This window comes from Chryseobacterium sp. MYb264 (genome assembly GCF_035974275.1).
GTDB lineage: Bacteria > Bacteroidota > Bacteroidia > Flavobacteriales > Weeksellaceae > Chryseobacterium.
Window position 1 is genome coordinate 4,663,293 of record NZ_CP142422.1, and the last position, 13,356, is coordinate 4,676,648.

Consider the following 13,356-nt stretch of genomic DNA (forward strand, 5'->3'; position numbering starts at 1 on the left):
CTTGTTTATTTTTGTGTTGCGAAACATAAAAAACAAATCAAGCCGATGATGTACCAAGTACTAGACAAAGATATAATAGAAAATGAAATAGTACCTAATCTTCCTAAGCCAAAACGAGGATTTTTTCCCAAAGCCCCTCTTGCTGAAATAGTAAATTGCATATTATACAAACTGAAAACAGGGGTTCAATGGGCTTATTTACCTGTAAAAAGTCTTTTTGCAGAGAATGTTTTGACCTATCAAAGTGTTTTCTATCATTTTCGTAAATGGTGTGTAAAAAATATTTGGCAAGATTGCTGGATAAAGCTATTATCAAAAAATAAATCGAAATTAGATTTATCCAGTGCAGATTTAGACGGGAGTCATACATCAGCATTACGGGGAGGAGAAGAGGTCGCTTATCAAGGGCGTAAAAAGAGAAAGACCACTACTTCGCTTTATTTTACAGATAGACAGGGACTTCCTTTAGCAATGTCAGACCCTATTGCAGGAAATCATAATGATCTGTATCATATTGAAATCTATTTTGATCAGATCACTCAAACATTAGAAAAGGCAGATATTGCTGTAAAGGGATTATTTATGAATGCTGATGCAGGGTTTGATGCTCAAAACTTCAGAAAGCATTGTGAAAATAAAGATATCATAGCAAATATTGCTTTCAATAAGCGTAATGGCTCAGATACAGACGAGATTTATTTTGATGAGCTTTTATACCATCAAAGATATACTATAGAAAGAACAAATGCTTGGTTAGACAGCTTTAGATCATTGCTCAATAGGTTTGATACTACTGTATCTAGTTGGAAATCTTTTAATTATCTAGCATTTATGGTCATTGCACTAAGAAAGTTTTATAACACAAAAAAGTTTAAATGACTTCTTAATTTTCTTAAAAATAGAATTAAACTATTAACACTTTTTATAATTTATTAGTCTATTGTTTTTGTGGACTAATAAATTAGACTTACATTTGTCCACTTAAAAAAACATAAATCAAATAATTTAACTGGAAAGTGTATGCTAAATAGAAAGACAGTTTTTTCGGCTTCAGTCTTATTTTTCTTAGGAACTTACGCCTATGCTCAGGAAAAAGAACCTGTGCAAAAAGATACGGTGAAGACGGCAAATGTAGAAGAAGTGGTAATTTTAGGTTCACGAGGCGGGGCAAGGTCTAAAACAGACAGTCCGGTTCCTGTGGATGTTTTCAATCTTAAAGAATCTTCGGTAGTTTTACCTCAAACCAATATTTCTCAAATTTTAAATGCGGTAGCGCCTTCGTTTACTTCAACCATTCAGACTAATGCGGATGGGACGGATCATTTGGATCCTGCACAGCTAAGAGGTTTGGGACCGGATCAGGTTTTGGTTTTGGTGAATGGTAAAAGACGTCATACCTCGGCATTAGTGAATGTAAACGGTTCTCCGGGAAGAGGAACGGTAGGAACAGATTTGAATGCCATTCCTTCTTTTGCACTGAACAGAATTGAAGTTTTAAGAGATGGAGCTTCCGCTCAGTATGGATCTGACGCAATTGCCGGAGTTATCAATTTAGAATTGAAAAGAGACACCGGAAAATTGGCAGGCCAGGTTTCTTATGGTGGAAATCTTACGCCGACAGCGAATGATCACACGGGAGATTTTGACGGTCAGAATATTCAGATTGATTTGAACTACGGAAATAAAATTGGGAAAAAAGGTGGTTTTTATAATATTACCTGGACGTCTCAATTCAGAAATCCTACCTATAGAGCAGGTACTGAAAGCGGAACTATTTTTAATGCTTATAATGCCATTGAAAAACGTGCTTTAAATGATGGCGTGAATCTTTCTTCATTATTTACGAATATAAATACAACACCCAACTCCTCGCAATTGGTAGATTATATTCACCAGTATGCTCAGGGAGTAGATTATTTCTCATCCGCTTTTCAAAGCCAAATTCAGGGTGCAAATACCATTTCTGCTTTACAGGGGCTTTTAACCCAAGATGTGACGAATCAGGAATTGGATGCAAGAGGATTGACGAGAAAAGATTTCAATATGCAGGTGGGGCAGTCTAAGCTGAATAACCATCAGCTTTTTGCCAATATTGAAATTCCAATTAATGATAACTGGAAAGTGTATACTTTTGGAGGTTATAGTTTCAGAAGTGGAACTTCGGGTGGTTTCTACAGACGACCAAACCAAAGCAGAACGTTCACGGGGCAGTATATCAACGGATATTTGCCACAAATCGGGACCGATATTCAGGATTTATCACTTTCTACTGGAATTAAAGGAGATTGGAATGGTTGGAATGTAGACTTCAGTAATACATTCGGACAAAACTCTTTTGATTATAATATACAAAATACAGGAAATACCTCGCTGAGATTTAATTCTCCGAATGAGTTTAATGCAGGTGGTTTACGTTTCTCTCAGAATACCATCAATTTAGATTTTTCTAAAAAATATGATGTGTGGAGTGGAATCAATGTAGCATTCGGAGCAGAGCACCGTTATGAAAATTTCAAAATTACGGCGGGTGAAGAGGCTTCTTATTCAACCTATGATGCCAACGGAAATATTTGGGATGGCTCATCTACAAGACCAACAGATTTCTTCGGAAATGTTTTGGCAGGAAGTTCGCAGGTTTTTGCTGGATTCAGACCAGAAAATGCAGTGAACAAAAACAGGCAATCCGTTGCAGGATATGCCGATGTTGAATTAAACTTCACCGATTGGTTGTTGGTAGATGCTGCAGCTAGGTATGAAAATTATTCAGATTTTGGATCTACATTTAATTATAAATTAGCTTCGAGAATTAAACTGGCAGATAATTTAAACTTCAGATTTGCAGGTTCTACAGGCTTCAGAGCGCCTTCTATTCACCAGATTTATTATAATGTAACTTCTACACTGTTTACAAACAATCAATTGTTGGAAGTAGGAACTTTTAGTAATGATTCAAAAATTGCAGGATTACTGGGAATTCCTAAATTAAAACAGGAAACTTCAAAATCGGTAAGCGCAGGATTTACCTATAGAATTCCAGCTGCAAGTATTACGTTAACGGCAGATGGGTATTTTACAAGAATTAATGACAGAGTAATTCTTACTGATCAATTTACCAGAGCGAATGTTCCTACAGCGGCTCAAGATGCTTTTGATGCAGCTGGCGTAAATGCAGGACAATTTTTTGCAAATGCCATTGATACAGAAACAAAAGGTTTAGATATTGTCATTGCTCATAATACACGATTTTCAGGAGTTAAATTGGATAACAGTTTTGCGATTAATTTAAACCAGACCAGAAGAGTAGGAGGTATTCATTCTTCGGGATTATTGCAGTCTTCAAATTTAGAAAGCACATTCTTTTCTGAAAAATCAAGAGTGTATCTGGAAGAAGCGGTTCCGCGGGTAAAAGCAAGTTTATCTCATAATTTATCTTGGAGAGGAGCAACTTTCTATCTTAGAAATACCTATTTCGGAAAAGTGACCGGAGCGGATATCATCGATGCCAACGGAGACGGGATAATAGGAGTTAATGAGCATCAGCAGATCACTGCAAAAATCATTACCGATGTTTCTGTAGCCTATCAGTTTACAAAAAATGTTGGTCTAACGCTTGGGGTTAATAATCTTTTTGATATTTATCCAACGAAAAACTTACCGGCTTCTACAAATAATGATCAGTTTATCTATTCGCGTTCTACATCGCAGTTTGGACAAAACGGAAGATATGTCTTTTCAAGACTGAACTTTAATTTTTAAATATGTTTTAAAAATTTCTTCGGAACGGATTCAGATTTATTTGAATCCGTTTTGTTTTATAAAAAAGCCTGTTCCAAAAATGGAACAGACTAAAAAAAATAAAAATTGTTATACAGTCATCATTAAAATTTCCAACGTACAAAGGCCTCCATCGCTTCGTATTCAGCTAAACCGAGTTTATCATAAGCTTTTGCCGTCTCACGATTTCTGTCTTCAGCGCGCTGCCAAAATTCTCTGGAATCATCTCCCGGAAAAACCGCTTTGTCTTTTTGACTTTGATGTTTAAAAATCGCCTGTTTTTTACGTTCCAATTCTTGCGGACTTATAGGGACTGCCATTTCAATCTCATGAGTTTCAAATTCATGCCAAGCGCCGCGATACATCCACAGCCAGCAATCTTTTGCCCAATCTTCGGTTTTTCTCAATTCTTTTAAAGCTTCTACAATGATATTAAAACAAACCAGATGAGTTCCGTGTGGATCTTCAAAATCACCAGCTGCAAAAATCTGATGAGGTTTAATTTTTTGCATTAAATCAATCGTCAACAGAATATCTTTTTTAGTATCTGAATCTTTTTGATATTTTCGAACTTCATAAAACGGTAAAGATTGAAAATGAATATGCTCATCATCCAAACCGCAATATCTCGCTCCTGCAATCGCTTCTCCTTTTCGAATTAATCCTTTTATCATTTGAATTTCAGGAGTATCTGTTTCATTGGGCTGTTTTTTACTGAAAAAAGTTCGCATATCCTGATAAAGTGTTTTCAATTTAGCATTATCAACTCCCATTTTTTCTGTAAAATCTAAATTAAATTCTACAAAACGAAGAACATCATCATCCCAAACTGCCGTATTTCCAGAGGTTTGATATGCTACATGCACATCATGTTTTTGATCGACCAATCTAATGAATGTTCCACCCATTGAAATCACATCATCATCGGGGTGAGGTGAAAATATAATCACTCTTTTCTTCGCGGGTTCGGCTCTTTCAGGTCGTTGAGAATCATCAGCATTCGGTTTTCCTCCCGGCCAACCGGTAATGGTATGTTGAAGTTTATTAAAAATTTGAATATTAATATTATAAACGGGACCTTTTTCTGTCGCCAACTGCGCCATTCCATTGTTATTGTAATCGTCTTCAGTCAGTTTTAAAACAGGTTTATCTAATGTATTGGCAAGCCAGATAACCGCCTTATGAATCAAATCATCCGTCCAGACACAATCTTTTACAAGCCACGGTTTATCAAATCTTGTCAGCTCCGAAGCGGCATCCTGATCCAGAATAAATTCCACATTATTAGAAAGTTGGAGATAAGTCGCAGGAACTTCTCCTGAAATATTGCCTTCCACCGCTTTTTTTATGATGGAAGCTTTTTTACGACTCCAAGCTAATAAAATAATTTCTTTAGCTTTGAAAATCGTACCAATTCCCATGGTAATTGCTTTTGTCGGAACAAAGCTTTTTCCGCCAAAATCTTTTGCGGCATCTCTTCTCGTCAGGTCGTCCAACGTTACTAATCGCGTTCCCGAATTAGGCGCAGATCCGGGTTCATTAAAACCAATGTGTCCCGTCCTTCCGATTCCCAAAATTTGAATATCTAAACCGCCTAAACGTTCAATTTTCTTTTCATATCCGAGACAAAAAGATGGGATTTCTTCTAATGTCAAAGTACCATCCGGAATATGAATATTTTCTTTTTCAATATCAATATGATTAAAAAGATTTTCATTCATAAAAGTAACATAACTTTGAACGGCATTGGGCTGCATCGGATAATATTCATCCAGATTAAAAGTTATTACATTTTTAAAACTTAAGCCTTCCTCGTTGTGAAGTCTCACCAATTCGGCATAAACTGAAACAGGTGTTGCTCCGGTTGCCAATCCTAGTATGGCGAAAGTATTTTCCGAGTGCTTTTTTCTGATAATGTCAGCAATTCTGTGCGCAATAGTAATGGATGCGATTTTATCATTTTCGAAAACACTTACCGGAAGTTTTTCGAAGCGGGTTTCTTCCAATAAATTAAGTTTTATCATTGTATTTTTGTTTTATTGTGTAAATATAAATAGATATCATTGAATATTAAATAATTAATTAATGTAATTTGATTTGAATTAATAATAATGAGTGATGTGTTTAAATCAATTGAAAAAATTAAATCATTTACATTTGGATTTAGATAAAATTTAATTATTTCTCAAATTGAGACAATGTGAAATTCGTATATTTAGACTTTAAAAGTTTTTATTATGCGTAAAATTTTGATCATTTTCGTTTTAACTATATTTTCTATTCCTGTTTTTTCTCAGGAATATCGCACAGAAAACAATATTCATTATTATGATGAACAAACCAATAAATCGGATGCTTATATTAATGAACGATGTGTTTTAGATATTTATATTCCGAAAAATGTGAAAAATTTTCCGACAATCATTTGGTTTCATGGCGGAGGTATAACAGGCGGACAAAAAGAAATTCCTGAGCAGTTAAAGAATAAAGGAGTTGCGGTGATTGGTATAAATTACAGACTTTCCCCAAAAGTAAATGCTCCGAAATATATTGAAGATGCGGCCGCTGCTTCGGCTTGGGTTTTTAAGAACATCAAAAATTATGGAGGTGACGAAAATAAGATCTTTATTTCCGGACATTCGGCGGGAGGATATTTGGCAATAATGGTTGGTTTAAACAAAATATATTTAAACAAATACGGAATTGATGCAAATAAATTGGCGGGAATTATCCCTTTTAGCGGACAAATGATTTCTCATTTTACGATAAGAAAAGAAAAAGGAATTGATGAATTAGATGCTAGAATTGATGATTTTGCACCGCTTCATTTTATCAGAGCCGATGCGCCGCCTTTGTTGTTGATTACAGGTGATCGTGAAAAAGAATTGTTAGGAAGATATGAGGAAAACGCTTACATGGCGCGAATGATGAAACTAAAAGGTCACAAAGAAACGACTTTATATGAACTTCAGGGCTTCGATCACGGCGGAATGGCCCAACCTGCATTTCCTTTATTAATCAACGAAATCAAAAGAATAGAGAAGCTTAAAAAATAGTTTTGCGCAATGGCAGAAAGCTAGAAAAGGGAAGTTTGAAGTCAAAAAATGTGCATATCATTTTTAAACCTCTAGCTTCCCTCTTCCAACTTCCTGACACAAATATTTTGCAAAGTTTTCTTATTTTCATTTCTTTGGTGTGAAAATAAAATTGATTTCGAAGAATGAGTATATTTTACAACAATGCGGTTTGCGATATTTTTATAGGAAAAGGCGCTGGCGGGAAAATGATGCAGGACATCAGAAATGCACAGCGAAATGTGAAAATTGTTTCACCCTACCTTTCTCCTTTTTTGATTAAAGAATTGATTTATCTTCATTCAAGAGGAATTAATATCAGATTGATAACCAGCGATGAAATCGAAGATTTTTACGGCTACGACAAGAATATTCACAAGTTAATTATTCAACACAGAAATACCGATGAGAAAGCAAAAGAAACAAGAGATAATCTTAAAAGTTTATCCGGAACATTGCTTTTTGTCATGATTGGTTTAGGCGTCGTTTTGCTTCCTTTGATGTATCTTTTAAACAATTTTAAGTTCGCGTATGGCTTTGCAGTTGTTATTTTAATGTTCCTGATCAGAGATTCTGTCGTTAAAAAAATTAAGAGAACAAAAGTGTATCATTATACGTATAAACAGCTTTTTCCTTTCAAGGTTTTTGTTTCACCGAACAGCAGTAACTCTTCCAATAAAACTTTCATTCACAGTAAAATTTATATTATTGATGATGAAATCGCCTATTTGGGTTCTTTGAATTTTACCGGAAGCGGCGTTAAAGATAATCACGAAACAAGAATCCGGACTACCGATCCAAATGCCGTCGCCAAAATTATTGAGGAAATGAAAGAAATTTATTTCCATTCCAATTTACCGGAAAGGGATATACAGTTTTGGGGAAGCCAGCTGTATGAGGAACCGATGAATTAGCTTTGGTTGATGGTTTCTAGTTTCTAGTTGATGGTGAGTTAGATAGATATTTCTAAATTTTTATTAGGAGCTTTATCCTGCTTTCCACTGTATCTTTTTTGTTACGGGCTCCGCTTCGCTGCACCCGCAACAAAAAAGGATGCCGTTACAATCAGGGCTAGGGGAGTCGTCGACTATTCAAATTTTATAAAAAAACATGTAGACAAGCTCCATATTCAAGAAGATCAATCAACCATCAACCAGTAACTATCAACCAAAAACTATCTTTCCACAAGCTCTTTCACAGATTCTCCGTAGAAATCAATTTCAGTTTTATCAATTTTTAAAAGCTGATACCATTTTCTAAAGGCTCCGATGAAAACGATGAGCATTAAAACCATCGCTACGACGGCTAATGTTGCCAGTAAATATTGTTTTTTCGGAATGTAAATCGTCATTACCTGAATATAACCAGCCCAGAAAGTGATAAATGCCATGAAAATGCCGGGAATCGCAGAGCAAAGCGCGTATTTTCCCCGGTTTAATCTAATGAGCATAGTCGTACAGACAATCAGTCCACACGCAGCCAACAGCTGATTGCTAATTCCGAATAATGGCCAGATGCTGCTCACATTTCCTGTGAAAACCAAATATCCCCACGCAAAAGTGAAAAGGAGACTGCTGATGATAATTCCCGGCATCCAGTTTTTATCATTAAACTTAGGAATGACAGAACCTAACATTTCCTGAAGGAAAAATCTTCCGACCCTTGTTCCGGCATCAATCGCAGTCAGAATAAACACCGCTTCAAACATAATAGCGAAGTTATACCAATACGCCATCAACTGATCCATATAGGGAATTTTATTGAAAATATGAGCCATCCCCACAGCGAGAGAAACGGCTCCTCCCGTTCTTCCGTGAAGGTCAATTCCAATCTTTTGAGAAAAATAATCGATATCAACGCCATGCAAGGACGGATGTGCGGCAAGAAAAGCATCATACGAATCTTTTGGTGTATTAATGGCAAAATAATCGCCCGGCATTAAGGTACAAGCCGCAATCAGAGCCATTAAAGCGACAAAACCTTCCACCAGCATCGCTCCTTAGCCCACAAAAAGAATTTCTCTTTCGCGGTTCAGCATTTTTGGAGTGGTACCTGTTGCAATAACCGCGTGAAATCCGGAAATCGCTCCACAGGCAATTACAATAAAGATAAAAGGTAAAACGGGACCGCCAATTACCGGACCGCCACCGTTTACAAATTGTGTCAAAGCTGGCATTTGAACGGTTGGATGAATTACGATAACTCCAATCGCTAACATAATAATAGTCCCGATTTTTAAATACGTTGAAAGATAATCTCTCGGAACCAAAAGCAACCAAACCGGTAAAACCGAAGCCAAAAATCCATACAGAGGAATGGCAATGGAAATCGTTGTAATATCCCACGAAAAGAGATTGTTCATGGTTTCATTCTGCATCAGATTATGTCCGCCAATAATTCCTGCGATTAATAGAATTCCGCCCAAAATACTCGCAAAAGTCACTGAATTTTTTCGGTAACGCATAATCAGTCCCATAATAATAGCAATTGGCATGGTAATCACAACGGTAAATAACGACCACGAAGCTTCGTACATCGCATTAATACAGGCAAGAGACAATCCGGCAAGGGTAAGAATGAGGATGAATAAAATAGCAAAACCTGCTACGGTTCCTGTTGTTTTCCCGATTTCTTTGGAAGCGATCGTTGCTAAACTTTGCCCTTTATGGCGAACAGAAGCAAACAAAACCACCATATCATGCACACCACCTCCCAAAACGCAGCCTATTAAAATCCATAAAGCTCCCGGGAGATAACCAAATTGGGCTGCTAAAACCGGCCCGACCAAAGGACCTGCCGCGGCAATGGCTGCAAAATGATGCCCGAAAAGTACATTTTTATTAGTCGCTACATAGTCTTTTCCATCAGCAAATTCTACCGCGGGTGTGGTATGGCTGTCATTTAGTTTTAATACTTTATTTGCCATGAAAATTCCGTAGAAACGATAAGCAATGGCGAAGATAAGCACTGAAACAAATACCAGAGTAAGTGCATTGATGTTATTTAGGAAATCCATATCAGTTAAGTTTTTTATAAGTAAATAATTAAATTTTTTATTTGTTTTGATTTAAATAATTTAAACAAAAGCCAAGTTAATTAATTTAGATATAAAAAATAATGATATGTATATTAATTTAGCAAATTTATATTGATGGTTTTAATGTAATGCTTAATAAGTTGCCAAATATTCTATTTAGTATGAGAAACAATGAAATTAACCATTTGATCATTTAGCTGATCCATGTATATTTTATCTGTAGTTCCAAATCCGTGAGTTCCGTCTTTTACGACGACTAAAGAATTTTCAATATTATACTTTTTGAGCTTTCGGACTAATCTTTTCGACTGTTTCAGCGGTGCAACTCGGTCTTTATTTCCATGGAGAATAAACGTTGGAATACCGTTTTCAGCATCATATATCGGGGAAACGGTTTTAAAATAATCAATCACTTTTCGTTTATCAGTATTGATATCATATCCCGAAATTCCATGTACCAATTTTGCTCGAATCTCTACAATTGGCTTAATGAACCACCCCACAATAGCAACAGGAACTTTACCCATTCTTGTATGTAATAATTGATTCAAATCTGTTGGACCAAAATTACTCACTACATAATTCACCTTTCCCGAATACTGAGAAAGTTCGGGACTTCCCATATATTCATTATCGTTGGTATAAGCTGCCAGCATAGACAGATGAGCACCTGAAGAAGCCCCAAAGTACCCAATGTTATCAGGATCGAAATGATAACGTTCTGCATTTTTTCTTACCCATCTTACGATGTCTTTTGTATCTTCAACTGGTTGAGGAAAATGAACGGTTTCACTTACCAAAGTATAATCAATACTGATCACGGCATAATTTTTTTCAATGAGTTTTAAGATGAAACTTTCAATATAACTGTCGGCTCTTACCGATTTATCACCTTTTGCCCATGCTCCGCCATGAACATAAATGACCACGGGAAGCTTCCCTGAAACCGGAGTTTTAGGTTCATAAAGATCAAGTTGAATGGGATTTCCTACCTGATCTGTTCTGTAAGTGATATTTTCAGAAAAATTGGTTTTTTCAGGAAGTAATGTGCTTTTCGGGGTCTGTTTTTCAAGAGGAGGCTGCGCGTATGCAAAATTGAAAAGGCTTATACATAAAACAAAAAACAGGTTTAAAGAAAACCTGTATATTATATTGTAATTGAATGATTTCATAGAATATTATTTTGAAGAGTATTATTTTACTAACTCCTCAAAAAGTTTACCAAACGTCTTTTCGAGATCTTTGGATTTTCCCGGATGAGGTCTGGAAGTCTGTACCACAGCACTTCGAACTGCCGTCAGCCAACGGAAACGTTCAGGAATTTCAAGCTGTGCGATCGGACCGCCATCTTTTTTTCCTTCTGCAATTTTTTTGAAACTTTCCAGATTTTGGATCACATCATCGTAATCCAGTTTGCTGTGCATCAACTTAAATTTATCAGGACATAAATAAAATTCCACCTTAATAAATTTTTCTCTTTTAGAAAACATCACCAATCCGATGTTGAAAAACTCTTCTCTCTCAACCTTCGGAACCAAGCGGATTACCGCATATTCGTAAATTTTATCCTCTTGCATTTTTGGCTTCGTTTAAAAAGATTTCAGAATGTTCTAATCGGGTCTTCAAAAAGTTGAAATAGATGTCACGGATTTCCTCTGGCGATTCTTCCGCGTCGTTCCAATGCAACCAGTCTTCAGGAATCATATCAACAATTTCCCTGAAAACTTTTTCATTCAGCACTTCTTTCGCAAATTGATCTGCTTCATCCAGCTTTGATGCTTTTGGAAGTAAAACGTGATCTTTTACATATTTGAAAGGCGTTTTTGCCGCCGTATCAAAATTCTGCCATGAATGATGAAAATAGAAAGATGCTCCGTTGTCGATAATCCATAATTCTTTGTGCCACATCAGCATGTTGGTATTCCTGAAAGTACGGTCGATATTGGTGATAAAAGCATCCAGCCAAACGATTTTTGAAGCCAGAAGAGGATCAACCTGAACGCTCGGATCGTATGTAATGGCTTCTGAAAGATAATGTAATCCCAGATTCAAACCTTCAGAATTTTTCAACAGATCCTGAATTTCCTCATCTGCTTCCGTTCTTCCAAAATCAACATCAAGATTGATGAAAACCAGTTCAGGAATTTTTAGTCCTAATAATTCGGTGATTTTTCCACCTAATAATTCGGAAATCAACATTTTAACTCCATGACCTGCACCACGGAATTTCAAAACATATTTAAAATCATCATCAGCCTCTGCCAAAGCGGGAAGCGAACCTCCCTCGCGAAGCGGCAGAATGTAACGCATGACGGTTACCGTTCTTAAATCCAACATGAAGCAAAAATAAGGTTTTCCTTTGTGTTTATTTCTATTTATACTATTTTTAAGTGAAAATTAGATTTTGATTAAATTTTTATAAAAATTGCTCTCGCAGATTTAGGAGATAACGCAGATATTTTTATGCTTAAGTATCAGTGTAATTTGTTAAATCTGCTAGAGATAAAAAATCAACAAAACAAAAAAATATGCAAATCACAAAACGACAAAATATTATCATCTCCAATCCTGAAACAAGAGATTTCCTCGCAGATGCTTATTATCCGGAAACCAATGAAAAACTACCGTTAGTTATTTTCGTTCACGGTTACAAAGGTTACAAAGATTGGGGCGCATGGGATTTAATGGCGGAAAAATTTGCAGAAACCGGATTTTTCTTTGTTAAATTTAATTTTTCCCTCAACGGAACGACGGTTGAAGATCCTCACAATTTTGCTGATCTGGAAGCTTTCGGAAATAATAATTATTCTAAAGAATTGTCTGATTTGGGCGCCGTGATCGACTATTTTGTTAAAGATGAAAAAGTGGATGAACAGAAAATAATTCTGATCGGGCATAGCAGAGGAGGAGGGATTTCTATTATTAAAACCTATGAGGATGAAAGAATCAACGGACTCATTACCTTAGCCAGTGTGGATACTTTAGAACGTTTCCCGAAAAATGAAGCTTTTGAAAAATGGAAAGAAGTAGGTGTTTATTATGTTGTAAATGGAAGAACGAAGCAGGAAATGCCTCATTATTATCAGTTTTATCAGGATTTTGCAAAAGATGAACACCGTTTCGATGTGGAAAGAGCGACAGAAATGGCAAAAGCTCATGTCTTAATTATTCACGGGACAAATGATGAATCGGTAAGCGTAAAAAGTGCGGAACATCTTCATATTTTAAACCCGAATTCGGAATTGTATTTAATTGAAAATGCCAATCATACTTTTGGTGCTAAAGAGCCTTGGGAAGAGAATGAAATGCCGAAAGATCTGAATGAAGTGGTTGAGAAAAGTGTGGAATTTATCAATGAGAAGATTGTGAATGAATAATTTTTGGAGAGGAAAGCTGGACGATGGAGGTTAAAAATTATACTGTCTATTTTACAGTTTTAAAACTTCCAACTTCCGGCTTCCCTCATCCAAT

At 36.1% G+C, this 13,356-nt stretch carries 9 protein-coding genes and 1 pseudogene; 5 read left to right on the forward strand and 5 right to left on the reverse strand.

Translation table 11 applies throughout. The annotated features are described in order from the left end of the window. Positions 1-48: 48 nt before the first annotated feature. Positions 49-879, forward strand: coding sequence for an IS5 family transposase (locus VUJ46_RS20405; protein ID WP_326985081.1), 831 nt, complete (start codon positions 49-51; stop codon positions 877-879). A 141-nt stretch (positions 880-1,020) separates the two neighbouring features. Beyond that, positions 1,021-3,756, forward strand: coding sequence for a TonB-dependent receptor plug domain-containing protein (locus tag VUJ46_RS20410; RefSeq protein ID WP_326982514.1), 2,736 nt, complete (start codon positions 1,021-1,023; stop codon positions 3,754-3,756). A 122-nt stretch (positions 3,757-3,878) separates the two neighbouring features. Here VUJ46_RS20410 and nagB read toward each other — a convergent pair whose 3' ends face one another. Further along, positions 3,879-5,798 carry a glucosamine-6-phosphate deaminase gene (gene nagB, locus VUJ46_RS20415; RefSeq protein WP_326982515.1) on the reverse strand — a complete coding sequence of 640 codons (1,920 nt, stop codon included), beginning with the start codon at positions 5,796-5,798 and terminating at the stop codon, positions 3,879-3,881. 213 nt (positions 5,799-6,011) lie between these two features. On the opposite strand from nagB, the gene VUJ46_RS20420 reads away from it, so the two are divergent. Both VUJ46_RS20420 and VUJ46_RS20425 read left to right on the forward strand, forming a co-directional pair. Then, positions 6,012-6,830 (forward strand): alpha/beta hydrolase, encoded by an 819-nt coding sequence (locus VUJ46_RS20420; RefSeq protein WP_326982516.1) that lies wholly within the window; start codon positions 6,012-6,014, stop codon positions 6,828-6,830. A gap of 164 nt (positions 6,831-6,994) precedes the next feature. Then, positions 6,995-7,762 (forward strand): phospholipase D family protein, encoded by a 768-nt coding sequence (locus VUJ46_RS20425; protein ID WP_326982517.1) that lies wholly within the window; start codon positions 6,995-6,997, stop codon positions 7,760-7,762. Between the two features lie 260 nt (positions 7,763-8,022). Here VUJ46_RS20425 and VUJ46_RS23015 read toward each other — a convergent pair. The 4 genes and pseudogenes from VUJ46_RS23015 to VUJ46_RS20450 form a co-directional block, all read right to left on the reverse strand. Next, positions 8,023-9,864, reverse strand: a pseudogene (locus tag VUJ46_RS23015) (carbon starvation CstA family protein). A 173-nt stretch (positions 9,865-10,037) separates the two neighbouring features. Further along, on the reverse strand, positions 10,038-11,057 hold the full coding sequence (locus VUJ46_RS20440) for an alpha/beta hydrolase (RefSeq protein WP_326982518.1): 1,020 nt from the start codon (positions 11,055-11,057) through the stop codon (positions 10,038-10,040). 21 nt (positions 11,058-11,078) lie between these two features. Beyond that, positions 11,079-11,462, reverse strand: coding sequence for a DUF3037 domain-containing protein (locus tag VUJ46_RS20445; RefSeq protein ID WP_267404929.1), 384 nt, complete (start codon positions 11,460-11,462; stop codon positions 11,079-11,081). Then, the gene (locus VUJ46_RS20450; RefSeq protein WP_326982519.1) at positions 11,449-12,222 is read right to left on the reverse strand and encodes a HipA family kinase; all 774 of its coding nucleotides are present in this window, start codon (positions 12,220-12,222) and stop codon (positions 11,449-11,451) included. Before VUJ46_RS20450 ends, VUJ46_RS20445 begins: the two co-directional genes overlap by 14 nt. 191 nt (positions 12,223-12,413) lie before the next feature. Between VUJ46_RS20450 and VUJ46_RS20455 the strand changes: the two genes are divergently transcribed. Further along, positions 12,414-13,262, forward strand: a complete 849-nt coding sequence (locus tag VUJ46_RS20455; RefSeq protein ID WP_326982520.1) for an alpha/beta hydrolase family protein — start codon at positions 12,414-12,416, stop codon at positions 13,260-13,262. The last annotated feature ends 94 nt before the right edge of the window (positions 13,263-13,356 follow it).

Coding starts and splice junctions, on each gene's coding strand:
- VUJ46_RS20440 (WP_326982518.1), bottom strand. CDS start 11,057: ATGAAATCATTCAATTACAATATAATATACAGGTTTTCTTTAAACCTG.
- VUJ46_RS20420 (WP_326982516.1), top strand. CDS start 6,012: ATGCGTAAAATTTTGATCATTTTCGTTTTAACTATATTTTCTATTCCT.
- VUJ46_RS20405 (WP_326985081.1), top strand. CDS start 49: ATGTACCAAGTACTAGACAAAGATATAATAGAAAATGAAATAGTACCT.
- VUJ46_RS20410 (WP_326982514.1), top strand. CDS start 1,021: ATGCTAAATAGAAAGACAGTTTTTTCGGCTTCAGTCTTATTTTTCTTA.
- VUJ46_RS20455 (WP_326982520.1), top strand. CDS start 12,414: ATGCAAATCACAAAACGACAAAATATTATCATCTCCAATCCTGAAACA.
- VUJ46_RS20425 (WP_326982517.1), top strand. CDS start 6,995: ATGAGTATATTTTACAACAATGCGGTTTGCGATATTTTTATAGGAAAA.
- VUJ46_RS20445 (WP_267404929.1), bottom strand. CDS start 11,462: ATGCAAGAGGATAAAATTTACGAATATGCGGTAATCCGCTTGGTTCCG.
- nagB (WP_326982515.1), bottom strand. CDS start 5,798: ATGATAAAACTTAATTTATTGGAAGAAACCCGCTTCGAAAAACTTCCG.
- VUJ46_RS20450 (WP_326982519.1), bottom strand. CDS start 12,222: ATGTTGGATTTAAGAACGGTAACCGTCATGCGTTACATTCTGCCGCTT.